A 23,925-nucleotide genomic window follows, 5' to 3' on the forward strand; every position below is an offset into this window, starting at 1 on the left:
CGTGGCGAGTGGAAACTCGCGGGGTGAATTTGTCGAAGCCGGCTAATGCTTCTGGGTTATGCGATCTCGTAAATACGCACTTCCGGGGCGGCCGCGAGCAGTGGGGACAAACCGCCGACAACGTCCCGGGTGAACAGCTCACTGTTGAGGTAGTCGTTTGCCTCGTAAACGGAGTTGAAGCCGTGCAGGACCTGTACGTCTTCTGCCCGGAGAAGCAGTTCCTTGCTGGTAGCTCCCGGGACAGTTTCCAGAAACGGCTGCTTGTATTGCTGGTAGACCCCGGCGGCAGCGGCGCGCTGCTCTTCGGGGACCTGCAGGGTGATTTCGAGATAGGCCATGGTTATATCCCAACGTCTGTACGTGAAAGCTGTGCAGCGGGAAGTTGCTGCGCTGCTACCAAACTAGACGTCTAGGCGAACGGCCGGTAGGAGACAGAACTGAATGCCCTGATAACCAGCTTGAATGCTCAGCGGGAGGCGAGGTCTTGGGCAAGCAGCTTTAAATCGGGCGCCATGGACGAGCCGGACTTCCATACAGCTTCATAAAAAATCTCGACTTCATTGCCATCGTCCACCAACGGCCGGTAGGGCACGTCCGGCGAGGTGAGCTTGGAGACGGGAAGAATGGCAGAGCCCAATCCCAAATTTACCCATTCCTCCAGGACCCGGTAGCTGGCGGGTTCTCCAGGATAGGCATGTACGGCCATTTCATGGGCTTTGAATAGGTCAGTGGTGAACCGAGTCAAACCGCAGGTATCAGGCACCATGATGAACTTATCGTCACCGGCGCTGGCCAGGTCCACCGGGGTCCCTGTCTGACACAAGGGGTCGATGACCACTAATGGCTCGGAGTCGATGATCATGTGGTCAAAGCGCGGCAAAGGGGCGACGGCAGGGATGAGCACGAGGTCGAGTTCGCCGGTCAGCAGGGCTTCGCGCAACTCCTCCATATTGGCTTCACGCAACACCAGGTCCCGGGGTTCGGGGAGTTCACGCACCGCGCTAAATGCCCGGGCAACCAAGTGTGGGCCAATCAGTGGGGAAACGCCCATCCGGATCTTGTTCTGGTCACCGGAGGTGAGCCGCTGCGCCTCAACGGCGATTGCATCAAGCCCGGTTAGTGCATTGTCGATCAGGGGCAGGATGCGCGCGCCGAAAGCTGTTTTGGTGACACCCCTTGGGGATCGGTCGAACAGGCGGGCGCCGAAGCGTTCCTCAAGCCGTGCGATGCCGTTGGAGAGGGCCGGTTGCGTCACTCCGTAAGCTTTTGCAGCTGCACTGAATGACTTTGTTTCTGCCACGGCCTGCGCGTAACGCAGTCCCTCGAGATTCAACCGGTCCAACATGAGTCGATGATATCGCACTTTCCCATAACGTCTGTTTATGAGTGTATTCAGCAGCAGCGCCTAGTATGGCGTTAGGAGCTGTTGTTAGCATGGGGTGGCCTCGAAGTGGACCCATAAACGCAAACTATCGTTCGGAGTAATCTTGACCTCGTCTGTCCGCACCATGGCCGTTAGCGAACCCAACGGGCGCCTAATGCCGATGACCGCTCCAACGCAGGCTCCTTCCGGAAATCAGGTGCGCGTCTCTGTGGTGGCCAGCGGTGTCTGCAACGCCGACATTTCTACCGCCTCAGCTGCCGGCCCTTCGGTGACTTTCCCCGTCACGCCCGGGCATGAGGTCGCAGGAGTCGTGGCCGAGGTAGGCGAAGGCGTTCATGGGTGGAAGGAAGGGGACCGGGTTACTGTCGGCTGGTTCGGTGGCAGCTGCGGCTACTGCCGATACTGTCAGCGCGGTGACGTTGTGCACTGCAAACAGCGCCGAGTTCCCGGGCTGTCTTATCCGGGCGGATGGGCAGAAAGTATCACGGTGCCGGCGGAAACCTTGTCCCGCATTCCAGAGGGGCTGGACTTTTTTGATGCAGCATCTTTTGGCTGTGCAGGGGTCACGACGTTCAATGCAGTGCGCAAGGCCCCCACCACCCCGGGGGGACGGGTTGCAGTCTTCGGCCTTGGCGGTCTGGGACACCTTGCGGTCCAGTTTGCCACCAAGCTGGGCTACGAAACCGTGGCCATCGCCCGGGGCCATGAACGTGAACAGCATGCCTACGCCTTGGGCGCTGAAATTTATATCAATAGCGATGAAACCCCTCCTGGTGCTGCACTGGCGGCAATGGGCGGGGCGGATCTGATCATCTACACCGCTTCCTCCACAAAACCGGTGACGGAACTGCTGAAAGGGCTCGCCGTGCATGGGCAGATTACGCTCATCGGCGTGGACGCCGGCGCAGTCTCCATCCCCAGCTCCCGGCTCGTTATGAACGCCCAAACCGTAACCGGCCACCTGACCGGCAGCCCGCGGGAGACCCAGGAAGCGATGAACTTCGCCGTACTCAACGGCATCAGGCCGGTCGTGGAACGAATGGATCTCGAACGGGCCTCGGAAGCTGTCGAACGCCTCCGCAGCGGCGATGCCCGGTTCCGTATCGTGCTGGAAACCGGGGTTGCGCCGTGACGGGCCCTGACATGCGTTGCGACGTTGTCGTTGTGGGCGCCGGAGTGTCCGGGCTGGCCGCGGCCTCAGCGTTGTCACGGTCCGGGGCGGCAGTGGTTTGTTTGGAAGCCAGGGACCGTGTCGGCGGACGGGCCCTCACCATGGAGAGCTTTGGGCATCATCTTGACCTCGGCGCCACGTGGTTCTGGGCAAACGAAACTGCAGTAGCCGATCTGCTTGCCGAGTTCGGACTCGGCAGCTTCCAGCAGCGGACTGCCGGCGATGCGCTTTTCGAGCGCGATTTCACCGGGCCCGTTCGTCTTGACGGCAACCCGGTTGATTCTCCCGCCCTGCGCTTCAGCCGTGGAGCACAATCCCTGGCGAAGGGACTGGCAGCGACCCTACCATCCGGCGTTCTGCACCTTAACAACCCTGTCGCGGGAGTGGAATTCACCGACAGCGGAGTTATTGTTACCGCCGCCACCGGCCTCATCGAGGCATCGGCTGTCGTCATGGCCGTGCCTCCCTCCCTCGCGGTCGAAACAATACCCTTCAACCCGCCTCTGCCCGCCCAGGCGAACGAGATCATTAGGTCAACACCGGTTTGGATGGGGTCCACAGTGAAGGCCGTGGCAGTGTTCGAAAATGCTTTTTGGCGCGAAGAAGGACTGGCGGGATCTGCTATCAGCTACGCAGGCCCGTTCCGCGAATTCCATGACATGAGCGGCCCGCAGGACGCATCCGCCGCTATCTTCGCCTTCGGCAACGCCGCAGAACTTGGACGGCTCCAGGATGTGGACGTGGAGAAGGCCTACCGCCAACAGCTCATTCGGCTGTTCGGGGACAAAGCGCGTACGCCGGTTAAGGTTCTGATCATGGACTGGAGCCGCGAAACCTATACCACCCCTGAAACACCGGACACTGCTGCATCCACTGTCTGGTTTGGACATGACCTGTACCAGCGGGGAGGTTTCCAGGGCAGGCTCCACTGGGCGTCCACAGAAACCGCTTCAGCCTTTGCCGGACACATCGAGGGTGCACTGCTCGGGGGACTGCGGGCAGCCAAAAACGCCAGGGAGTCAATAGCTGGCCCCTGTCCCGCCAGCCAGTGACGCTTGCGCCCTGGTGGATAGCACCTGCGTATGCCCCCCGCACCCTACCTGCCGGAGGACGCAGCAGGCGTCCTCATCCTGGTAGCTGGCAGGGTGCGGAAGGTTTGGTCATTCGAAACTAGCGGCTGCGCAGTGAACCTGCTCTAGAGCCGCCTCAACCAACGGCATGAGGGCAGGTCCAGGGTGTGAATGCATGGCTAATGCTGGAAAGAGCACCGACGGCGCCGAGGGCTACCGCCTTCTGCCCCATAATTTCCCGCTCAGGGTGAGAAGGGACAGAGGGACAAGTGCTGCTGCGGCGAACACCGTCAGTGTTGAAAAACTTGTGAGCGCAAGGAGCGGCCCTGCGGCGAAAGCTGCGGATGCACCCACGAGGTTGGACAGCGCGTCGATGCCTCCCTGCGACGAAGCACGGTTCCGGGTCGAGAGTGCTTGGCTGAACAACGCAGAACCTGAAACGTTGACAAAGGACCATCCGACCCCCAGCAGAATCAAGGACAGCACCATCCACTCGGTGCTTCCAGACTTCAAACCTCCGACGGCGAGGGCGGCTGCGAAGATGAAGATGCCGATCCCAACGGACAATCTGTAGCCGCAGCGGTCCGCAATGAACCCGACAAGCGGCGCGAGTGCGTACATGCCGGCGATGTGCAGGCTGATGGTTATGCCGATAAGTGTGACTGACTCGCCATGGTGGGCCAGGTGCACCGGTGTCATCGTCATGATCGACACCATCACAACTTGGGCGGAAAGGATCGCAATCACAGCAAACCGGGCCTGGGCGTTGCTGCCCAGTTCATTGAGAATGCCCCGGAACCGTCCGGGGTTCTTTGCTGCGGCGGCTGAAATGGGCAGGGCGGTCCGGTCCTTATGGAACAGGAGCGGGTCGGGCCGCAGCCATACAAATACAATTATGCCGGCAACGGCCAGAAAAGCCGCTGCGATGAGGAACGCACTGGCGAAGACTGTGAGCCCGGTAGCCTGGCTGATGATCTCGCCCGGCACACCCAGGTTGGGACCCAGCACTGAGCCGAGGGTCCCGACCCACACCACCAGGGCAAGCGCTCGGGCCTTTTGGTGCGGTGAGGCGAGGTCGGCCGCTGCGAAGCGTGCTTGAAGGCTGACTGCGGATCCGGCACCAATTAGCAGCAGGCCCACGAAAAGCGGAATAACCAGGCTCCATTGCGCGGCGGCAACCAGTAGTGTTCCACCGGCAGCTGCTGTCCACCAACCGGCGGCAAGGGCGAAGCGGCGCCCGTGGCGGGCGGCGAGATTTCCAAGGGGCAGGCCCAGCAACGCTGCTCCCAGCGTGCTTGCCGTCCGCGCTAATCCAGCCCACGCTTCGTTGTCGGTCACCTCCCCGGCCAACAGGATGCCGATTGACGGAGCCACACCGACTCCAACAGTGCCGACGACCTGCATGATGACCAAAACGAGCATGGTGAGGCGCTGTACCTTGGCCACCTCAGCGGTGTCCTGTGATGCGTAGTCGTATTCAGGGGTGGCCTGTTGCGGATCTGGCATGGTGTCCTTGTTTCCTGGCGTGAGCGTTTATGAGCAGGTTTGGCCGTGCGCCTGCAGCAAAGTCCGGCTGGCCTGAAGATGGCAACAGCACAGCCGCGGTACCTGAGCTTTTCCCTCAGGTACCGCGGCTGCAGTTGCTTGACGGGCTAGTTGCGGCCGGCCATGACCCCACCGTCGGCATTCCACACTGCTCCGGTGACCCATCCTGCCTTTTCGGACAGGAGGAAGGTAACGACGTCGGCAATGTCCTTGGCCGTTCCGACGCGACCGATCGGGTGGAAGGAATTGAAGCCGGTGATGGCGGCGTCTACTTCATCCCGCGGGATGAAGCCTTCGTAGATCGGGGTACGGACTACCGCCGGTGCCACCGCGTTGACGCGGATGCCGTGGGAAGCGAGCTCCATGCCCAGGTGCTGGGTCAGGGAGTGCAGACCGGCCTTGGCCATGGAGTACGCAGAGGAAGGCGTCGCTGCTACTGCCTGGTGTGCCCACATCGAACCCACGTTGACGATCGAACCCTGACGCCCTGCTGCGACCATGTTGGCAGCTACGGTCTGGGTGATGAAGAAAGTGGCCCGGTTCAGCGCAAGGTAGCGGTCGTAGTCTTCCTGGGTGTGCTGGAGGAACGGCTTGGGAGCGAAAACGCCTGCTGCATTGACCAGCATGGTAGCGTCTGCGTGGGCAGACGTCAGCTCTGAGCGCAGTGCCTCAACGGAAGCATCGTCGGAGAGGTCAGCCTGGATGGCGAAGACCTTGCCCTTCTGGCTGAGGGCATTGGTGGCGTCATCCAGCTTCCGCTGGTCGCGGCCGACAAGGACGGCAGTGCCGCCGGCGGCCACGATCTGCTCGGCGATGGCATAGCCCATGCCGCTCGAACCGCCGACAACGACGAGCTTGCGCCCTGAAAAGTCCTGTTCCTGTGAAGTCATGCTGTTTTCTCCCATTGCTGATGTCTGCAGTAGTACTGCGAGGGCATGATGACCGATAACGAACTGTTACTGCTCTGCCCGGATCCTTGAAGTCAAAGAGTTGTTGTGAACCCTCTGTTATTACAAACTTAGGGGGTCCGCTGGGTTGCCCGGTAGGGGCCGGCACCGAATGTGTATATAAGCAGTTGTTATATGCTGCCGTTTGTAAGGGGACCTGCCTGGGTCCTGGGGCAAGGGAGGCCGGAGCACCGGTTCGCTTGTCAGGCCAGCGGCGGGAACAAAAGGGTTCCGACCAGCGATACTGCCAGGATGATGGCGGTGGCTATCAGTGCAAGCAGCAGGGGCTTGCGGCCGACTGCGGCCAGGCTTCGGAAATGCACCCCAAGGCCAAGTGCGAACATGGCCGCGGTCAGAAGAGCGGTCTGCAGCAGGCTGGCTATTTCAAGGGCGGGTGCTGGCACAAGACCGGACGTCCGGAGCAGCATCATTGCCACAAATCCCAGCACGAACAGCGGCACGATCGGCGGCCGCTTAGACGCGGTATCTCCTGTTTGGGAGCGGCGGTGCCAGGCAATGCCGGCGACGATAGGGGCGAGCAGCAGGACCCGGGCCAGCTTCACCGTAACGGCGGCTGTAAGGGCTGTACTGCTGACAGCGCCTCCGGCGGCAACAACTTGTGCGACCTCATGGGTGGATGCTCCAATCCACATGCCCACCGCAGGGTCTGGCATGCCTAGTGCCGTCCCCAAAAACGGGAGCAAAGGGATCATCAGCGTACCGAAGAGCACCACCAGAGCAATGGCGGTGACAACTTCCCTGTCTTCAGCTTCAACAGCACTGTCAGTGGCCGCCACAGCTGCCGCTCCACAGATGGAGAAACCGGACGCGATGAGCAGTCGCTGGGTCAGCCCTATGCCCATCAATCGGCCGATCCACACCGTTGCGGCGAATGTCACTCCAACGGAAGCAACGACCACGACTAGCGCCCCTGCACCCAAGCCCAGGATCTCAGACAGGGAAAGCTGCAGCCCGAGCAACACAATGCCGGTGCGCAGCAACTTCTTGGCTGACACCGTTACTCCTGGCCCCCAGGACGCCGGCACTCCAGCAAAATTCCGCCACGCCACGCCCAGGAGGATTGCGATCATAAGCGGACTAACCCCCGGGAGCAGCTGGCGGGCAGCCAGGGCCAAAGCTGCCGCGACGATGCAAGCGGTCAAACCGGGGGCAAGCAGCCTGAGGCGTCCTGCGGGGGAGGAGATCTGACCGGATGCCGGATGCGGAGCGGCCGTCTCTGCAGCAGCGGCGGTGGGGGAGGGGAGCTGTTCCATATCTTTTACCGTGTCAGGACATGATTGCGGCCAGTAGACGCTATTCCGCTATCGGGGGCATATCATCCTGATATGCCCAACACTTCTTTACCGGCCACGCCTGTGCTGCAGTGGCTTCAGCTTCCGGCGGTCCGGCTGCTTGTGGCGGTTGCCGATTCCGGGAGCCTGAGTGCCGGTGCCCGCGCGATTGGAATGGCTCAAGCTAATGCCAGCCGGACTATTGCCACCCTTGAGCGGCGGTTGGGGTACCCGCTGTTGAATCGCTCCACGAGGGGATCGCAACTAACCACCTCAGGATCACTAACGGTGGAGTGGGCGCGGGAAATCCTGGATGCCGTTGAACGGCTGTCCGCCGGAGCTGCTGCGTTGGCGGCAACGTCGCATTCGGAACTGGTGGTTGGCGCCAGCATGACCGTCGCAGAGTTTTTGGCTCCAGGCTGGATCAGTGCCTTCCGCACCGAACATCCCGGCGTGCAAACGACGTTGCGCATCAATAATTCCCGCCAGGTCATCCAGGGCGTGCGTTCCGGAGAGCTTTCCCTGGGGTTTATTGAAAGCCCTGATGTCCCTGGAGACATTCGCAGTGTCCGGGTGGTCGCGGACAGTCTCGTCGTCGTTGTCGCCCCCGCGCATCCCTGGGCTGCGCGTACGGAGCCGCTGACCCTGAAAGAGCTGGCGGCGACGCCGCTGGTTGAGCGGGAAGAGGGGTCGGGTACACGCGCTGTCCTGGACGACGCCGCGGGGCGCAATCGGGCTGCGCCCATCGCAGAACTGAACAGTAATTCCGCGATTTGCACCAGTGCCATGGCCGGACTCGGGCCGGCAGTGCTGAGCAAGCTCCAGGTGCAGGGGCCCGTCCGCGCCGGACGGCTGGTGCAGGTTCCCGTGTCGGGCTTAGCCCTCGAACGGGAACTGCGGGCCATCTGGTTTGGGACCCCTCACCCTCCCGGTGCTGCCAAGGACCTCCTGAACATCGCAGTGAGGCCGACAGCGGTGCTGTGACGAAACGGCATTGCCTCCGCCCCGACCTGGCCCTGATTTTTGCGCCTGCAGCCCGCCCTTGACGTGCAGCTGCCGCCGCCGGCACCCTCCCGTCCAGGATTGCCCGCCTTCGATAACCCACGGATCATGGCGGCACCCAAGAGATGGGCAGCACATGCCATCAGCACGTGCTGCCCATCTCAGTGTTGTCCGGGAACCAGCAAGGCGCCCGTACCTCTCCGCCGGTCTGTCGTGCGAAGTGGCGGCGTGGCTCAGATGACGATGTCCAAGACCAGGGTCCAGATCATTCCCATCACCCCGGCGATACTGACGGGCAGGGTGTACGTCTTGAAAGCGCCGCGGGTGCTGATGCCGAACACGGTTTGCATCAGCCAGAACGTGTTGCTGGTGACATGAATGAGGACCATGCTGCCGGAAGCGGCCGCCAATGCGATGAGAACCGGGTTGACCTCAAGGGATGCGGCTATGGGGGCAAGAATACCCGCTGCTGTAATTGCGGACGTGGTAACAGAGCCAATGGCGATGTGCAGCACGGCAGCCACGACCCAGACCATGATCAATGGCGCGAACCCGCCGGGCTGGATGTACTGCTTGAGGATGTCGCCGATCCCGATGGCCTTCACGGCAGCAGCGAGGCAACCGCCGACACCCGTGACGAGGAGGATGTTGCCGCTTTCCTGGAAGCCACGGGTCAGCGTGCGCGCTGTGGCCGCGTGTCCGGCGTGGATGCGGCAGATCAACCAGGCGCCAATGAGGGCGATCAACAGTGCAACAGTCGGGTTGCCGAACAACGTCAGAATGGGGGATTCGACTCCCAAGACCCCGGCAATGGCACCACCGGAGATAAGGGCGAGACCGAGGAGCAGGGGCGAGAAGGCCAGCAGCAGGCCTGGCTGGCGTGCCTTGTCAAGTGTGATTGTGCCTCCATGCTCTATGACGTCGACAGTGCCTGAGCCGGATTCGCCCGCATGGCACGAGTTGTCCGGTTCATCGGCGCTGACGCTGGCTGAGCCGTGTGCAGCAACACTGCTTGAACCGTCGGAAGTCACGGGGTCCAGCAGATCCGCACGCACTTCAGCAGCGCGGACCTTGACCAGGGCGTTTGTCTCATCCAGGGCCGAGTTCCACAGACCCATCCGGAAGAGCACGTTCATGATGAGTATGGAAGAAACAATGGTCAGGACGGCCACGGGAACGCCGTACATGAGCATGAAGGCCACAGGAACCTCGAGCAGCGAAGACAGTGCCAAAGCTGCGACGCCCGGGATAGTCATCGTCAGTCCCACGATCAGACCCAGCATCACTGCAGACGCCATCTTGGGCAGTCCGTCCTTACCCAGCTTTTCTGCCGTGCTTTTAGCCAGGGGTGCGGTCAAAACGAGGCAGACATCGATAAACAGCGAGGCCAGGATCGTGCCGATCGTTACGCCGAAAGCGTGGGGCATGGCTTTGGCGCCAAACTTCCGGAGCAGCAGAGCGCCCAGTTTGTGAATGGCCCCCATGTATGTCAGCAGCGTCCCGGCGAGGATGCCGAAACCGATGATCAGTCCGATGTCGATCATGATGTCCCCGAAACCGGTGATCACGGCATCCACGGCGGCTTTAGCCCCAAGACCATTGACAAGGACCAGGACGATCGAGCCCACAACAAGAGCGATGACCGGATCAATCTTTAGCCGCAAGATGAGGAACACAACCCCAACGAGCGTTAAAACAGCTGACGCAATGACTCCAATGTCATTCATTCTCTATCCCATCCGGTTTCCACCCCTGAAGGGTCAACCGCAAAAATTGAAGTTGGCAAACGGCGACGTTTCAGCCAAGAGCTGCAGGGAACCAAGGGTCCCGGAAAGACCTTTCTGCCACGGACTTACTGGGCTGAGGCTGCTGAGCCCGGCAACATTGCAGGGCGGCCGGTCCGTGTGCTGCCGCGCAGCTCCGTAGCCGTGCCCGGCCCTTACTGCCGGTTGGGTGCACCTCTTGAATCGTTAGCTCTACCTTCTGCCCGTGAGACGTATCACGTCCAAGGCTAGTTTTCTATTGCCCCGATAGGAAAAAGCGATAGCGGAGCCGGTAACAACGGCGACGGAGCTGCCGGCCCGGTGAGAATGGAGGTTGCAGTCCCGCTTCTACCGGCATACTGCGACGCCCATGCAACCAGAAAAGGAGCAAAATATTGGACCTGCGTCAGGTGAGATACTTCCTGGCCGTTGCGGATCATGGAGGGGTACACCGTGCAGCGGAAACGTTGTACGTGGCGCAGCCGTCAGTGTCGCAAGCGGTACGCAGCCTGGAAAAGGAGCTGGGTGCCCAGTTGTTTTACCGGACGAACCGTGGGCTTGTCCTCACCCCGGCAGGGGAGGCCCTTATCCCGGCTGCACGCGAAGTGCTGCACAGCCTGGAACTTGCCCGCTCCGTTGTGGAGGCGGTGGGGGGCCTGCGGGGCGGGCGGCTTGTCATCAGCTCCATTTCTTCCCAGACCGTCAGCCCTTTAGCGCCGATGATTGGCCAATTCCTCGCCCGCTACCCCGATGTGCAGGTTATCGTTCGGGCTGCAGTAAACAGAGATGACGTGGTCTCCGCCCTTCGGGTTGGCGACGCCGAGCTGGGTTTGATTGCACGTCCCCTGACCGAACTCCCGCCGGCCGAACTGACCATCCACCAGGTCCAGATACAGCACTACCTCTGCCTGGCAAGGGATACAAACAGCTTTCCTCCCGGAACTGGCCCTCTGCGGCCGGACGACCTCGCCGGGGCGCCCTTGATCGTCGGACAACCGGGCACAGGAATGCGTCGTGCAGCCGACCTGATTCTCGGTGCCGCCGAAGGCAGCCGCGCTGTGGTCGAAATTGAACACCGCGAAGCCCTCATCCCACTGGTTCTGCAAAACGTGGGAATAGCTGTAGTCGCCGACGCCTTCCGAGGTGTTGCCCAGGCTGCCGGCCTGGCGATCAGGGAACTGGATGTCCGCGAGGAACTCGCCGTCGAATTGGTCCATAGGTCAGGACCCGTCAGCCCCGCCGCGCAGGTTTTCCTTGATATGGCCAAAGACGGCTTCCAAAGCTGAGCCTTCATGCCGCGCTCCGATAGGAAAAACTTATCGGAACCCAAGCTTTTAAGCCTTGGACGGACCCTCGCCTCCAAGGGTTGGATGAGTTGCATGACAAACACATATCGCATCGCAGTTATCCCCGGAGATGGCATCGGCACTGAGGTCATGCCGCCCACCCTCGCCGTGCTCGAAACAGTGGGACGCCGCCACGGGATCCAGTTCAAGTTCGACCAATTCGACTGGTCCTGCCAGCGGTATGCCGCAGAAGGATCCATGATGCCCGCCAATGGACTCGCGCAGATCCGTCATCACGACGCCGTTCTCCTGGGCGCAGTGGGCTGGCCGGGGGTCCCGGACCACGAGTCCCTGTGGGGCCTGCTCATCCCCATCCGCCAGGAATTCAAGCAATACATCAACCTGCGACCCATCAAGGTCCTTGACGGAGCACCAAGCCCGCTCCGCCCCGACATCACTGCAAAGGGAGTGGATTTCGTCATCGTCCGCGAGAACTCCGAAGGCGAGTACTCCAACGCCGGTGAACGGCGAAACCGAGGCCTGCCTGAAGAATCCGCCATCCAGGAGTCGGTCTTCACCCGCCAAGGAGTCACACGCGTCGTTGACTACGCGTTTGATCTGGCCGAGAAACGGCACGGCATGCTTACCTCGGCGACGAAGTCCAACGGCATCATCCACACCATGACCTTCTGGGACGAAATCGTCGTCGAGAGAGCTGTAAGCCATCCAACGGTCGCCTGGAACCAGGAACACGTGGACGCCCTCGCGGCCAAGCTTGTTATGGATCCTTCCCGCTTCGACGTCATCGTGGGTTCGAACCTCTTCGGTGACATCCTCAGCGACCTCGCATCAGGCATCGCAGGCAGCCTCGGTGTAGCGCCATCGGCAAACATCAACCCGGAACGCGAATTCCCCTCCATGTTCGAACCAGTGCACGGGTCAGCGCCGGACATCGCTGGCAAAGGAATCGCCAATCCCCTTGCCACCATATGGTCTGCCTCGATGATGCTGGACCACCTGGGGCACCCGGAAGCCGCAGCGGACATACTGGAGGCTGCCTTCGGCGTTCTTGCCTACACACCGGTACGAACGCGTGATCTGGGCGGAACTGCGACTACTGATGAATATGCCCGCATGGTCCTGGACCGCCTGGATGTCCTAAGCATCGCCTGAGTTGAGCCACTTGACGCCCGGCCGGCCGGCATCAAACGTGCATTTCTCCTCCAACCCGAAAGTGAATAGGTCTCGTTCCGTTCCCTGGCTGTAGCTTGCCGTGGGACCGGGTGGAATGCGAAGGAAGTAGCCCATGCATCTTCGACTCGTAGATAACTGGTGCATGCTCGGTGGCGCTAATGTCGAAATCCACAGGGAAGGACGCCGCGTATGGGCTGGGCTAGTCGACGCCGTCACCCAGGATGGGACAATGGCGTGGGTGCGCTCTCCCCTGGAGGGCAGGAAGCTCTTCCACAAATCCGAATTTCAAGTCTGGGCAAAAGAAGAGCGGACCGGCTTCCACTACCGCGTGTCGTCCGCGGCAACCAAGGGGTGTAATGCTGCTCGATGAGCTTGCGGGCAGGGGTTAGTAGCTACAGCCAAAACCTCGGTCCCTACACACTTCGTTGAACAGCGTGACCGTACCCGGCGGTCAAGGCTCTATCCCCAATCTGGGGGATAGAGCCTTGTCTTTTGAAGAAAACCTTCAGTTGGAAAGCTCTACGCGAGCGGATCGAGGACGAGATATCCGTCGATTCGCCGGATGCCATCAGCTTGGGGATCATCCGGAAGTGCGTGCCCCAGGTTTTGTGAACGAACCTCGGCTATCCACTGGTCATGCTGGTACTCGTGGTTACGAACGGGAGTTCTCGCAGCTACTTCTACTCCCGTGGTTCAACTGGCAGCGGGACGTGTTGGTGTGGGACGAGTTGGCGTCTGCTCCGGGCGCATGAAGTCCGCGTCGTAGGTTGAGTGCATGAAGGCACGGCTTGTTGATGAGCGAGACACAGTATGGGAATCGACCACCTCTGATTTTCGGGTCTTCCTGGTGGACGGTCATTCTGTGTCGGCTTTTAATCTTGATTCCGTGAGCCTTGCTGAGGCTTCAGCATGGGCCGGTGAGAACGCGCCTCCTAGCGTCAAGGTTTCCGTCGCTTTGCGAGAAGTCGATGCTGCAGGGCAGCCTGGATTACGGTGGCTAGTTGGTCAGCCGGTATGAGGAAGAGGCGCTTGAGGCGGAATAACAACCATGAGGCCAGCACGAGTTGTCCATATCATGAGTCATGAGCACGCTTCCTAAGTCCTTGTCTCCAGTTTTAGCCCTGCTTCTGGCGGGCTGTGCTGGATCGCAAGCGGGGTCGTTTCAACGTTCCATCAGCGAGGACGACTCTTGGAATGTAGGTGCGATTCATCCCAGATATGACTCGCTGAGTCCCCTGCGATGAAGACCCAAGTGTCGAAAGAGCAGTGGTAAGTGCAGATCTTCCGGCCTCGCATCTTGGGATCAGGCTCGTGCCTGGTTCGACAGAAGAGGATGCGGTACGTATCGCCGAATGCCTCGCCCGCGTTCTCTCTAATGGCGAGATATGGATCGCTTCGCCGGAATAGGCGCAATGCGTGGCCTAGTAGCCCCTGCGAAGAGGCAGCGATGGTTTGTCGTGACTTGAACTTGGTGCGTGGAGCGACGAGATGTATTCCATGTAGTTGGCCGAAGAGGCCAGTGCGTGGCGATCGATCGTGGCCGGGGCGTAGCCGAGAGCTTCGGCGATGATGGCCACCGGAGCGATTTTCGTAAGCTCGTGTAGGGTTCCGAGTCTGGCGGCCCGGCTGCTGAACGCGGCGCTGAGGCGCTGGGTGAGGGTTGAAGCGCGAAGATGCCGGCCGGGGGCGCCGCCGCGGAACACCCAGTTGCTGTTGGGGTGCGCTGCTGTTTGATCGTGGGTCGGGGTGGCTGCGAGTTCTCTCCAGGGCTCATCGAGCGGCGAGGTGAGTGCGATCTCGACGGCTCCGAAGGTGACCGTGACCAGATCCTCTGTCACCTTGACGTCGTGCCACGTCAGCTGGATGATGTCGGAAACCTGTTGGCCAAAGACCAGAACGAGGATGGCCGCTGCTCGGTCCCGCGGGCTCATGTCGGTCGTGTGGCTGAGGCCGCGGACGAGCTCTGCTTGAGCGGCTGCATCGAGTCTTGGGCTGGTGCCGCGACGGTGGGGCTGCAGCTTCAATGAGGGATCGATAAGGCTGGTTCTGGTGGCCCAGTCGAGGAAGCGTGAGGCAATGCCCCGTGTCGTTGGGCCTTCTGCCTGCCATCGGTCCAGGTGGGCTTGGGTCAGTGCTGCGAGTTCAGTGTCTCGTTCGGTGAGCCAGTTCAGCAGTTCGATGCCGACGGTGACTGATTGTTTGGCCCGCAGGAAGGTGCCTTGGGTGACCTCGTCCATCTGGTTCATCCGGCGCTGGTGGTGCCAGCGGATGTAGCGCCGGATGATGTCCCGATGGTTCTGGCTGGTGATCCGCTCGAGTGCCTGCTCGGCCCATTCAGCAAACCTTGCGCTGAGTTCATCGCGGCGCGGCAGCGCCTGGTGTTCGACGAGTAGTCCTCGGACGTATTCGCGCGTGCGGGATGCCGGTAGTTCGTCGAGGTGGGTGTGGGTGATCACAGGCGTGGCCGCCAGTTGCTGGAGGAAAGCGGTGACGTGCGGTTGCTGGATCCAGGTCATGCCACTGTTGGCCCGCTTCATGGATTTCAAGGCGGTGGCGACTGCCCGGAGCGCCGGGGAGGGTGGTTGGTTATCCGGTGGACTGAGGAGCCTGTCGACGGTGGCCGCGAGGATGCATGACCAGCATCGGTTCCCTGAGTGGAGTTCATCCTCGTTCCCGCATCCGATGCAGTCGATGTTGAGCTGGACTCCGGAGCAGCTTCGGCATGCCGGCAGCGTGTCGACGCGGCCGGGCAGGACACCCTCGTGACCGCAGGCGCAGGTGCCTCGGGTTCTTTTGGCCTGCTGGTAGCAGTAACCGCAGATTCCGCCGTCCGGCCAGCGGACCGCGATTTGATGGTGTTCACCGCAGCGTCCGCATGGTTCAGGCCATCTGACGGGGTCTCCGGCTTTTCGTGGCCTAGGCATCTTCATCCGGTGGCAGCACGCGGATCCGTCGAGCGATCGGCGCACCGGGGGCGATGCCAAGGTCCTCTGGCTTCTTCGGGGCGTTGGCGGTCTTCGCGGCGCGCATCTGCACGTAGGGTTCGAAGAGGTCGTTGGGCGTGCATTCCAGGATGTCGCAGAGCGCCGCGAAGGTCTGGGCTGGAATGCGTTCCGGCGTTCCGGTGACGAGCCGGTGGACCTGGGCGTTGGAAAGATTGATACCCCGGGATTTCAGCAGGGGGAGAAGCTCGGTGGTCTTCCAGAGGTTCCGTTGGGCCATCAGCTGCCGAAGATTCCAGCGGTAGCCAATCCGTCGCTGTTCAGCCATGGCCGTTCCCCTCATTTGTGCCGCCGCTGCGCAGCCGCTGGGCGATCATTCTCTGGATGGTCTTCTGTTTGAAGTCCGCCGACACGGAAGTATAGAGGGCCGTGGTCGAGGAGTAGCTGTGCCCGACCTGCTGCTGGATAAACAACGGGTCGTAGCCGGCCTCGATCAGGTGCGTCACGTACGAATGCCTCAACGTGTGCAGGGAAAGTTCCTCCGGGAGCCCGGCGATTTTCCTCACCCGCTGGAAAGAGCGGTCAAAATTGCGGAAAACAGTGGAGCCGGAGCGTTCCGAGGGCCACAGGCTGGCTGACCGGTCGGCGGTGGGGAAACGTTTCCGGCCGTCAGGGGAGAGCCAATACTCAAGGAGCCCGACGACCCAATCGAATTCGGGGACAGTCAGAACCGTGCGTCGGCGGGGGCCTGAGCCCCTGGTTCCCTTGGCCCAGCGCACCTGGAGCGCCCCGAACCGGCCGAAAGACTCAACGTGCGGGTTGGGCCCGAAGTCGACATATTCGAGCATCGCCAGCTCACGCCGCCGCAGCCCGTAAGCGTAAGCGACCTTGAACGCCGTCGAGTCCCTCAAGGCTGGAAGCCAGCGCTTGGATCCCTTGGCAAACTCAGTGTCCACCAAGTCGTCGGCGGCGTCGAAGAACGCCTGCAGCTCGGCCCTGGTAAACGCCCGGCGGCGTGCCGGCATCGCATCATCCGTTGTATGCCGGGGCGAGTTCCACTCGAATACGACCTGCACCGGGATGTCCGAGAAAACCCGTTCGCAGAACGCCGCCCAACCGTAGCGCCCATCAGTCAGGTATGAGCAGAACGCCCTGATAGACCCGGAATTAGCCCGCAGCGTCGATAACGCCAAACCTTTCTCGGAGCTCCGCCGGTCCGCCAGGAACTCATCCACGTGATGCGCCGACCACGTCCACGGGTACTCATTCGCATGCTCCTGAAACCGCTGGACCGTCCCGCACGAGCTCTTGATATACGACGTCGACAGCCCGCGTGCCAGCATCTGCGCCCGCCAGCCATCTAGCATCGCTTCAAAGACGCGGTCCTCGGCACGCAGCAGCCCGACATTCACGTTGGTTAGAAAGGACGGAATCCGCCCAGGTTCGATGCTCACCGACCTAACTGTACGCAAAATTCTCTCATCTAATGAGAGATTACGTCGCCGAGCCGCACGGCCTCGCGCATTCACTCGCGACAAGCCCATGGCGCTTCAGTACTGCAACGCCTACCTGACCTGCGAAAACACGAGAAAGCGGGATGGGACGGGTTCTCTCATCTACTTCTACTCGTCCTACTTAAACGCCGATAACCGATGTTATGTAAAGCTGATAGCATGACAGGACATATGGGCGTACTTTTCAGTCTAGCACTTTAGCGACGGCAGTCACCCTTCAGTGTGCGGAAATAATGGGTTCTACGTCGGCATATCTGAAGCGTCAATCGCCGACGGCATCCAGACGGGCTGCGTACCTTAGTCCGTGAATGACCTTAAAGTACCGTTTTGGTACCATGGATGTATGGCTATGAATCTGCGTGTTCCCGAAGACCTCGACCGGCGGCTCGAGAAGTTGGCCGCGGAGGAACACACCTCCAAGTCAGCTCTGCTGCTGCAGGGAGCAGAGCTGGTTCTGCAGCGCCACGAACGTCGGCGTGAGATCACCGAAGGCCTTGACTTCGTGATGAGTCATGACGCTGAGCTGCTGATCCGCCTTGAGGACGCGTGACCGCTTACCTGGATATCGAAGACGCCCTTCACGTTGTTGATGGGTACGGCTTCCACATCCGCGATGTTGGCTTGCTTGCCTCCGCGCTGGCCAGACCGGCAACAACGGTCATGGGCGTTGAGGTCTATCCCGGCCTTGGTGAGAAGGCAGCTGCGTTGTTGGAGTCCGTGGCCCGCTTCCACCCGCTGATTGATGGGAACAAACGCACCGCGTGGACGCTGATGGTGCTGTTGCTGTGGGTCAACGGATTCAAGCACGACTTCACCACCGATCAGGGTTTCGAACTTGTCGTAGGAGTCGCTTCAGGCACCATCGAACTCCCGGACTCTGCCATCGCGATTACCCAGCACCTGGCGCCACGCTAGACCAGTGGGATTCCTTTGGCCGCTGAGCCGTTGGAACCCCTGACGACCGGACGTAGCCTGTCCCCATGGCCAGTATCAGGACACGCGTCCGTTGGGACGGATCTACGTCATACTCCGTGCGTTGGCGTGAACTCGGAACCCGACGCCAACGCAGCCTGACCCTGCACACCGAACAGGATGCCCGCGTCCTGTTGCAGCATCTCAGATCCCACGGGACGCCCCCGGAACCGGCCCCACCCGAAATCTGGCCAGGATCCCCGAGCGTCGCCGACGTCGTCCAGGAACACATCAACCTGCTCGTGCGACCCTCCAGCGGGACAATTGCCACCTACCAACGGATGCTAGACCTGCACATCCGCAGCACCATCGGCCTCATTGCAGTCCCGGGCTTGGGATATCGCGAAATCATGCAGTGGATCAGAGCCCTCTCCCTCAAGGGCATCGCGCCCAAAAGCATTCACAATATGCACGGGCTGTTGTCGGCGGCCATGCACACCGCTGAAAGGCTCCACTACATTTCCCGCAATCCATGCCGAGGCATCCCTCTCCCTCCTCTTGAGCGCGCTGAAGAGGATGCCCGGTTCCTCACGCCCGCGGAATTCCGTATGCTGCTAGACGGTGTGGACGAGCACTACAAAACCTTCGTGCAGTTCCTCGTCATGACAGGAACCAGATTCGGCGAGGCGACGGCCATCAACGTGGCGGACATCGATTTGGAGTCCTCGGGCGTCGCTACCGCGCGAATTAACAAGGCGTGGAAACGCGACGGACACTCCAGCTACTATCTGGGCCCAACCAAAACAGGCGCCGGTAAACGCACACTAGGAATCAACAAAACCTTGGTAACCCTGCTCCGCCCCTTGGTGACCGACCGGCCGGGTAGCGACCTGCTTTTCACCACCACCCAGAACGCGCGCATCTCCCACAAGCCGTTTTGGCAGCACCAGTGGGTGACAGCCGTACACACCGCCCAAACCAAGGGGCTGGGAAAAACGCCACGAATCCACGATCTCCGACACACCCACGCTTCCTGGCTCATACAGGACGGAGCCATGCCGCTCTTCGCAATTTCACGCCGCCTCGGACACGCATCGGTACAGACCACCGAAAGGGTCTACGGACACCTCATGCCACAGGCACTCCGCGACGCCGCCGAGGCCACCGAACGATCAATTCAAGAACTCACAAAGCAGACTCGTAGAGCATCGTAACCCTGCCGAGGTGATCTCTACGGGGCACGTCAGGCAAGCGACTGTTGCACCGCTGGCCCCGAATTTGGCCCGGGTCGCTGCGGGCGACATCGTAGACCTATTCCTCCCAGGTCTGCGACGCCCGCACCAACAGCGCCAAGGCCTCCTTTTGGTGCAGTTGTTGAGCGATGATGATGCCACACCCAGAGCAATGATCGTTCGGGAGACCATGGCGGCCCGTCGGATCAGACTGTTCCCTTAAAACGAACAAAGACCCGAACTTAGGCCTCGGTCTTTGTTCTGAGCGATCCGCTCATTGGAGGCGATTAGAGGAAAAGAGAACCTCGAACTCCACACTTTGAGGCTTACATTCTAGCGCCCGACGCACGCAAGGCTCCACCCCCCTCGCCCAACAGTCAAGCGCTAGCCCGCGCCGCTCCCTAGAATGAGCCTGGAACCAGGCCGTCGGCCGACACCGGCGTTCGGCACTCCCCCACGGTTAGTTCCGAGTCGCGTTACGGATGTTATGTAAAGCTGAACTCTGCATATCTCATCAGATGAATCAATACGCCCCATCCCCTGATCCTGCCAAGATCTGCCGCATCGCCCAGTGGTTCCGCGGAATCTGGGCGGTCAGTTGGCCATACACTGAGATCCTTCTGGTGGCTTTGCTTCCCCAAGCCACCGCTGAAATGGGAGCCATCCGGAAAGCTCCCCGGCAGTGGCAGCGGTGGAAAACCCATCAGGATGGTCCCCGGCATTGGACAGAAGGGCTACAAGCCAAATAACCCCATTTTCACGGGCTAGTTGTCGAACCGGCTAACTCGGGACGACAATTAGCCTGTCGTTTTGCGAAAGGGACAGCACAATGCGATCGCTCAGTGCTGTGACGATTTCGGGCGGAAGCTCATTGTCAACCACAAGAATTTGAAGCTGATTGCCGTAAGAGGCCGCTATTTCAGCGAAGAGCCAGTACATGTCAAGAACCCGTTCACCGTCCAGGCCTTCCTTCCCTGAATTTGCCGATACCCCGTCCAGAACTACAAATCCTGGTAGCGCGAGTCCTCTGTCTATGGCGACCGTGTGATGAGCCAATGTGTGAGCCACGTTGACAATAGTCTTAAGCCCTTGGCTCGACAGTTCGTCGAATGTACGTCCACTGACCTCGGGGAGATAGGTTGATCTGTTGATCCGGACGGTTAGCAGGTCACCCAAAGTAGGGGCATGCAGACGCTGGAGGTAATCGAGCATCCGCGCCTCAAGGGCAGCAATGTTTTCCTCCGCCTGAACGACCGAGACATCGTGCGTTTCGATTTCCGCCTCTAGCTCTGCCTTTCGGTCGCGGAGTATGTCTAAGCGCTCCTGCTGATTCGACTGATGCGCGAAGAGTTTCAATGAGCGCTGGAGCCAAGCAACGTTTGCCTCGACCGTAGCCACTTGTGCTGCTAGAGCCTTTAGTTCGGATGCATGGCTCGACACAAATTGCTCGGTTGCGTGATCAAGCTGATCCGAAAGCTGGATCAGTCGTTCGGCACCCTCGTTGCTCTCGTCGCGCAGGCGTTCGAGGCTATCTCGCCGGTCTTCAATGAGCTGTTTGGTTTCGGCTATTTGAAAAGTAACCCGGTCCTGTTCGCGAAGTAGGGTCTCCCTATTTGGAGCGATGTCCGGCTCGGGTTGCTCGCATGAATAGCAAATGGAAGTTTCTACACGATGTCGATCCAGGTCGTGTCCGCAGCGAGGGCAAACGATAAAATCGAAGTCAACCATCCATTCGTCTGCCACTATCGATCGTGTGAGACGCTTTGAAAGGCTCACCAATTGACGCTCCAAGTCTAAGAGGTCATGAAGCTGCGCTTCATGTTGCCGAAGCTCGGCTTTATCGGCATCAATCTGCTTGCGTAGGTCCAGGACGCCAGCCCGCAACGCAGCGATCTCCTCTGCTGGCTCATGTTCGAAAGCACTACGCGTGTCACGCTGGCGGCTCTGAAGTGCGACCAGTGTCTCCTGCTCGGCCTCTAAAGTATCCCCTAGTTCCTCTTTGCTCCCGAACTCTGCCTCGGCCAGAAATGCTGCCACGACTTCATGCTCGGCCTCTGCTGCGCGGATGGACAGATCCACTTGACGGACTTGGGCAGACAGCCGCGCAAGCTCCTCGTCGTACAGGCCGTAGGCGATCTCAAAGACCCAACGTCGTTTGTGATCACGGAATGTCTCACGGTGCCCTAACACCTGAACGTCCAACTCGTCGCCGGTAACGATGCAATAGTGCAACCAGTCATTAATAGTTACCGGCGTTTGATCAAGGGTGGGTTCCTTCTTAGCGCGGGGAACAGAGACCACTGGCAAACCAAGTTGTTGCAGTACGAACTCTCCATAGCCCGCGGCACCGGCGGCCGGCAGGCGCAGAGCTATGCCCTCGACGTCTTCAGACAAATCCGCCTCTGCCACCTCAACTGGGACATCCTTAGTGGTGACCGTAGGACGGTAAACCTTCCACAATCTTTCGCCGAGCAGGACCTCGCCCGTTAGTGCCCGCACCTGCTCCATCTCCGGTGGCATGTGCTTAGGCATGTTCCCCAAGAAGCCACGGAGCAAGCGAACGAGTGTGGTCTTGCCCGTTGTGATGTCCCCACGAATGAGGTTCAAACCTGGCTTCAGGTCGACGGTCCTGTTGCCACCCACCAATTCAATTGAGTTGATGCGGAGTGTATGCGAACTCGCATCCCTTACATTCTCCTCAGTTGAAGGCTCAGTCATACCAGTTCCTTGTTCCATGCTGCACCGGCTACCTCAGGCAGTTGATAAATAATCTTTTTGAGACCTTCGCCCGTAAGGTCCAGATGCCGACGTAGTAACTTAATGCGGCCGATAAGATCATCAAAGGCGCCATCCTCTTCAAGAGCGATCGCAAGGCGCCGCCCTTCCCTCGTGGTCCGATATCCAAGTGCATTAGTGCCGGCCGCGGGCACAACTTCGACCAGCCCCCGGCCAATAAGGGAACCAAGAACAGCGAAGTGGCTGGGATCCCAAGGCCCATAACGGTAACGCACCATACGTGATTCAAGCGGGCTGTCCTGCCGTTCTAGCTCAATACGGGCTGCATCCCGAAGACCCCGGCTCGCAAGTATCGTTGCTAAATGCTTCGGATAACGGAGCAGGAAATCGAGTTTAGCGAGCTTTACCCTCCCCTCCAAGCTCCGTGGTCCAGACGTTTCCATACTGAATCCGTTGATTAGCAGGAGAATACGGGACTCTGCCTCGCGGCTACTCTTGAAGCGGTACGTATCCCGCCAACTTGTCGCTGATGGCAGCGGATATGAAGGCGTCACGAGAGACCCCAACTAAAGCGGCACTGATCCGAGACGTTACAAAGATGCCCCACAACCAAGCGGTGGTCACCGCCGTAAACCTGCGCGGCGTCGGTTGCGTTGACGTCAGTAGGCCGACTCATAAGGCTGTGGTAAATGAACTCAGCAGGACGATTAATACCTGTTCCGTTCAGAGCGCTCAGAGCTAAAAGTGAATCGGCCATGGACAGGATCCGTTGGTCCAGAGCATGGAAGCCGTCCTGGCCGGCATCGCCTGCGGCGAGAAAGCCAGTGGCTGCGACTTCTGCGTCCGCTCGGGCAAGCTTCGCGGCGGCGATTGTTCCTTGCTGCGCGCCGGCACGAACCAATTTCAATTCGAGTAATGAGGCTTCGCCCGAGGCGGCCCGCTTCAGTAGTTGCTCATTACTATCCGAACTAAGTGGAGGGCAAAGCGCACGAAGCTGTTCCCTCGTGAGAGCTTGGGCACGGATAGGTTCCCAGTGGTTGTCCTCCTCTGGGTTTAGACGCGCTGCCTCCACGGCAGCACGGACGGTAGGCTGCTGCACAGAGGAAGATTGCGCAGCCGTCGCCGCGCTGAGGAGTCTCTCATACAGGGTTTCAATCTGTGTATAAGCCAGTTGCGGCCAAACGGCACCTATCGCCTTCATTATCACGGCGTCTATAGATTCTCGAGAAGGCTGTCGGCACCGAATTTCCAGTCTGCCGAGGAAGTCTCTAAGCTTGGCACCCGCCAGGCCCATGTCACGGATCTTCTGTTTGATTCGCTCAGGGGCCTTACTTGGGTCCCTGAAGAATGCGACCGTGTCCGTGTCCTCACCCTGGGGCCCCTCGAGCCATACTTCAAATCTCGATATAGCAAGAATGCCCGCTGCTTTTGCCGCCAAGTATGAATTCACAAGGGTATTAACGGCGTGTCCGGGTTTGCAGATTTTCGACGCTGTCCAAGACCCCTTATCTCGAGTTTTGAGTTGAGCGAAACGAAGCTGGTCCCTTTCTACAACCACTAAGTCCTCCACATGCTCACAGACAACCGCTAGCGGGCCATTCGGAGCAAGAGTCACTAGCCAGTCCCGCACAGAAATTTTGGCCTGCCACACGAAGCGCTGGAAGGTTATGGTCCCGGTGGGGTCGGAAGGGAGACCTGCGAAGGCAGCAAGAGTGGCAGAGTCTAAGGACGTAGAAGAAACACCAGGACCGGCCCCGCTCATGTCAGACAAAACCCCACCCCCAAGCAAACAACTCTCGGAGCCAAATCTAGCCGTGAGGTCGCCAAAATGAGACATCCACCACGGAAGTCTCCACAAGGATGGCCTGTTTATACACTCATCGCGTGGCTCCGAGAAGGCATCAGCGTCTCTCGGAAGGATCTCCGTCAAGCATC

The 23,925-nt window shown here is 60.1% G+C and carries 20 protein-coding genes and 1 pseudogene; 8 read left to right on the forward strand and 13 right to left on the reverse strand.

The annotated features are described in order from the left end of the window. Positions 1 to 56: 56 nt before the first annotated feature. Together ACUYMZ_RS00165 and ACUYMZ_RS00170 are read right to left on the reverse strand one after the other, a co-directional pair. Positions 57 to 338: a hypothetical protein gene (locus ACUYMZ_RS00165; RefSeq protein WP_481601652.1), complete on the reverse strand. Its 282-nt coding sequence runs from the start codon at positions 336 to 338 to the stop codon at positions 57 to 59. A 128-nt stretch (positions 339 to 466) separates the two neighbouring features. Further along, complete coding sequence (locus tag ACUYMZ_RS00170) at positions 467 to 1,345, reverse strand: LysR family transcriptional regulator (protein ID WP_481601653.1); 879 nt, start codon at positions 1,343 to 1,345, stop codon at positions 467 to 469. 199 nt (positions 1,346 to 1,544) lie between these two features. Here ACUYMZ_RS00170 and ACUYMZ_RS00175 point away from each other — a divergent pair, with 199 nt between their 5' ends. Continuing rightward, complete coding sequence (locus ACUYMZ_RS00175; protein WP_481601654.1) at positions 1,545 to 2,516, forward strand: alcohol dehydrogenase catalytic domain-containing protein; 972 nt, start codon at positions 1,545 to 1,547, stop codon at positions 2,514 to 2,516. Beyond that, positions 2,513 to 3,607 carry a flavin monoamine oxidase family protein gene (locus ACUYMZ_RS00180; RefSeq protein WP_481601655.1) on the forward strand — a complete coding sequence of 365 codons (1,095 nt, stop codon included), beginning with the start codon at positions 2,513 to 2,515 and terminating at the stop codon, positions 3,605 to 3,607. The genes ACUYMZ_RS00175 and ACUYMZ_RS00180 overlap by 4 nt, the downstream gene beginning before the upstream one ends. Positions 3,608 to 3,838: 231 nt before the next feature. Here the strand turns inward: ACUYMZ_RS00180 and ACUYMZ_RS00185 are convergent, their stop codons facing one another. The 3 genes from ACUYMZ_RS00185 to ACUYMZ_RS00195 all read right to left on the reverse strand — a co-directional run bounded on the left by ACUYMZ_RS00185 (position 3,839) and on the right by ACUYMZ_RS00195 (position 7,391). Continuing rightward, complete coding sequence (locus ACUYMZ_RS00185; protein ID WP_481601656.1) at positions 3,839 to 5,131, reverse strand: MFS transporter; 1,293 nt, start codon at positions 5,129 to 5,131, stop codon at positions 3,839 to 3,841. Between the two features lie 146 nt (positions 5,132 to 5,277). After that, complete coding sequence (locus ACUYMZ_RS00190; protein ID WP_481601657.1) at positions 5,278 to 6,060, reverse strand: SDR family NAD(P)-dependent oxidoreductase; 783 nt, start codon at positions 6,058 to 6,060, stop codon at positions 5,278 to 5,280. Between the two features lie 260 nt (positions 6,061 to 6,320). Continuing rightward, a complete protein-coding gene (locus ACUYMZ_RS00195) occupies positions 6,321 to 7,391 on the reverse strand; it encodes a YeiH family protein (protein ID WP_481601658.1) in 1,071 nt (356 codons plus the stop codon). A gap of 72 nt (positions 7,392 to 7,463) precedes the next feature. On the opposite strand from ACUYMZ_RS00195, the gene ACUYMZ_RS00200 reads away from it, so the two are divergent. Then, positions 7,464 to 8,393, forward strand: coding sequence for a LysR family transcriptional regulator (locus ACUYMZ_RS00200; RefSeq protein WP_481601659.1), 930 nt, complete (start codon positions 7,464 to 7,466; stop codon positions 8,391 to 8,393). A 251-nt stretch (positions 8,394 to 8,644) separates the two neighbouring features. Here ACUYMZ_RS00200 and ACUYMZ_RS00205 read toward each other — a convergent pair whose 3' ends face one another. Next, positions 8,645 to 10,138 carry a GntP family permease gene (locus tag ACUYMZ_RS00205; protein ID WP_481601660.1) on the reverse strand — a complete coding sequence of 498 codons (1,494 nt, stop codon included), beginning with the start codon at positions 10,136 to 10,138 and terminating at the stop codon, positions 8,645 to 8,647. A gap of 431 nt (positions 10,139 to 10,569) precedes the next feature. On the opposite strand from ACUYMZ_RS00205, the gene ACUYMZ_RS00210 reads away from it, so the two are divergent. Both ACUYMZ_RS00210 and ACUYMZ_RS00215 read left to right on the forward strand, forming a co-directional pair. Further along, positions 10,570 to 11,460 carry a LysR family transcriptional regulator gene (locus tag ACUYMZ_RS00210; protein WP_481601661.1) on the forward strand — a complete coding sequence of 297 codons (891 nt, stop codon included), beginning with the start codon at positions 10,570 to 10,572 and terminating at the stop codon, positions 11,458 to 11,460. A gap of 93 nt (positions 11,461 to 11,553) precedes the next feature. Next, positions 11,554 to 12,633: a tartrate dehydrogenase gene (locus ACUYMZ_RS00215; protein ID WP_481601662.1), complete on the forward strand. Its 1,080-nt coding sequence runs from the start codon at positions 11,554 to 11,556 to the stop codon at positions 12,631 to 12,633. 1,442 nt (positions 12,634 to 14,075) lie between these two features. On the opposite strand, the gene ACUYMZ_RS00220 is transcribed toward ACUYMZ_RS00215, so the two are convergent. The 3 genes from ACUYMZ_RS00220 to ACUYMZ_RS00230 form a co-directional block, all read right to left on the reverse strand. Further along, the gene (locus ACUYMZ_RS00220) at positions 14,076 to 15,191 is read right to left on the reverse strand and encodes a Fis family transcriptional regulator (RefSeq protein WP_481601663.1); all 1,116 of its coding nucleotides are present in this window, start codon (positions 15,189 to 15,191) and stop codon (positions 14,076 to 14,078) included. Positions 15,192 to 15,570: 379 nt separating this feature from the next. Next, the gene (locus ACUYMZ_RS00225) at positions 15,571 to 15,924 is read right to left on the reverse strand and encodes a helix-turn-helix domain-containing protein (RefSeq protein ID WP_144648897.1); all 354 of its coding nucleotides are present in this window, start codon (positions 15,922 to 15,924) and stop codon (positions 15,571 to 15,573) included. Further along, entirely contained in the window at positions 15,917 to 17,050 is a 1,134-nt protein-coding gene (locus tag ACUYMZ_RS00230) for a tyrosine-type recombinase/integrase (RefSeq protein WP_481601664.1), read from the reverse strand. The genes ACUYMZ_RS00225 and ACUYMZ_RS00230 overlap by 8 nt, the downstream gene beginning before the upstream one ends. Before the next feature lie 403 nt (positions 17,051 to 17,453). Between ACUYMZ_RS00230 and ACUYMZ_RS00235 the strand changes: the two genes are divergently transcribed. From ACUYMZ_RS00235 to ACUYMZ_RS00245, 3 genes are all read left to right on the forward strand, one after another. Then, entirely contained in the window at positions 17,454 to 17,660 is a 207-nt protein-coding gene (locus tag ACUYMZ_RS00235) for a ribbon-helix-helix protein, CopG family (RefSeq protein WP_481601665.1), read from the forward strand. Then, on the forward strand, positions 17,657 to 18,025 hold the full coding sequence (locus tag ACUYMZ_RS00240; protein WP_481601666.1) for a type II toxin-antitoxin system death-on-curing family toxin: 369 nt from the start codon (positions 17,657 to 17,659) through the stop codon (positions 18,023 to 18,025). The genes ACUYMZ_RS00235 and ACUYMZ_RS00240 overlap by 4 nt, the downstream gene beginning before the upstream one ends. 299 nt (positions 18,026 to 18,324) lie before the next feature. Beyond that, positions 18,325 to 19,236, forward strand: coding sequence for a tyrosine-type recombinase/integrase (locus tag ACUYMZ_RS00245; RefSeq protein WP_481601667.1), 912 nt, complete (start codon positions 18,325 to 18,327; stop codon positions 19,234 to 19,236). Positions 19,237 to 20,034: 798 nt separating this feature from the next. Here the strand turns inward: ACUYMZ_RS00245 and ACUYMZ_RS00250 are convergent. From ACUYMZ_RS00250 to ACUYMZ_RS00265, 4 genes and pseudogenes are all read right to left on the reverse strand, one after another. Continuing rightward, a complete protein-coding gene (locus ACUYMZ_RS00250) occupies positions 20,035 to 21,972 on the reverse strand; it encodes an ATP-binding protein (RefSeq protein WP_481601668.1) in 1,938 nt (645 codons plus the stop codon). Next, positions 21,969 to 22,433, reverse strand: a complete 465-nt coding sequence (locus tag ACUYMZ_RS00255) for a hypothetical protein (RefSeq protein ID WP_481601669.1) — start codon at positions 22,431 to 22,433, stop codon at positions 21,969 to 21,971. Before ACUYMZ_RS00255 ends, ACUYMZ_RS00250 begins: the two co-directional genes overlap by 4 nt. A gap of 107 nt (positions 22,434 to 22,540) precedes the next feature. Then, positions 22,541 to 23,191 carry a hypothetical protein gene (locus tag ACUYMZ_RS00260; RefSeq protein ID WP_481601817.1) on the reverse strand — a complete coding sequence of 217 codons (651 nt, stop codon included), beginning with the start codon at positions 23,189 to 23,191 and terminating at the stop codon, positions 22,541 to 22,543. A 243-nt stretch (positions 23,192 to 23,434) separates the two neighbouring features. Beyond that, positions 23,435 to 23,827: pseudogene (locus ACUYMZ_RS00265) on the reverse strand (dsDNA nuclease domain-containing protein); the annotation flags it as partial. Between the last annotated feature and the right edge of the window lie 98 nt (positions 23,828 to 23,925).

Source organism: Arthrobacter sp. T572 (genome assembly GCF_056780115.1).

Excerpts from the sequence above, each read along its gene's own strand:
- ACUYMZ_RS00235 (WP_481601665.1), top strand. The coding sequence starts at position 17,454 with ATGGCTATGAATCTGCGTGTTCCCGAAGACCTCGACCGGCGGCTCGAG.
- ACUYMZ_RS00190 (WP_481601657.1), bottom strand. The coding sequence starts at position 6,060 with ATGACTTCACAGGAACAGGACTTTTCAGGGCGCAAGCTCGTCGTTGTC.
- ACUYMZ_RS00185 (WP_481601656.1), bottom strand. The coding sequence starts at position 5,131 with ATGCCAGATCCGCAACAGGCCACCCCTGAATACGACTACGCATCACAG.
- ACUYMZ_RS00260 (WP_481601817.1), bottom strand. The coding sequence starts at position 23,191 with ATGAAGGCGATAGGTGCCGTTTGGCCGCAACTGGCTTATACACAGATT.
- ACUYMZ_RS00215 (WP_481601662.1), top strand. The coding sequence starts at position 11,554 with ATGACAAACACATATCGCATCGCAGTTATCCCCGGAGATGGCATCGGC.
- ACUYMZ_RS00255 (WP_481601669.1), bottom strand. The coding sequence starts at position 22,433 with ATGGAAACGTCTGGACCACGGAGCTTGGAGGGGAGGGTAAAGCTCGCT.
- ACUYMZ_RS00175 (WP_481601654.1), top strand. The coding sequence starts at position 1,545 with ATGACCGCTCCAACGCAGGCTCCTTCCGGAAATCAGGTGCGCGTCTCT.
- ACUYMZ_RS00170 (WP_481601653.1), bottom strand. The coding sequence starts at position 1,345 with ATGTTGGACCGGTTGAATCTCGAGGGACTGCGTTACGCGCAGGCCGTG.
- ACUYMZ_RS00250 (WP_481601668.1), bottom strand. The coding sequence starts at position 21,972 with ATGACTGAGCCTTCAACTGAGGAGAATGTAAGGGATGCGAGTTCGCAT.
- ACUYMZ_RS00225 (WP_144648897.1), bottom strand. The coding sequence starts at position 15,924 with ATGGCTGAACAGCGACGGATTGGCTACCGCTGGAATCTTCGGCAGCTG.
- ACUYMZ_RS00195 (WP_481601658.1), bottom strand. The coding sequence starts at position 7,391 with ATGGAACAGCTCCCCTCCCCCACCGCCGCTGCTGCAGAGACGGCCGCT.
- ACUYMZ_RS00205 (WP_481601660.1), bottom strand. The coding sequence starts at position 10,138 with ATGAATGACATTGGAGTCATTGCGTCAGCTGTTTTAACGCTCGTTGGG.
- ACUYMZ_RS00200 (WP_481601659.1), top strand. The coding sequence starts at position 7,464 with ATGCCCAACACTTCTTTACCGGCCACGCCTGTGCTGCAGTGGCTTCAG.
- ACUYMZ_RS00165 (WP_481601652.1), bottom strand. The coding sequence starts at position 338 with ATGGCCTATCTCGAAATCACCCTGCAGGTCCCCGAAGAGCAGCGCGCC.
- ACUYMZ_RS00220 (WP_481601663.1), bottom strand. The coding sequence starts at position 15,191 with ATGAAGCGGGCCAACAGTGGCATGACCTGGATCCAGCAACCGCACGTC.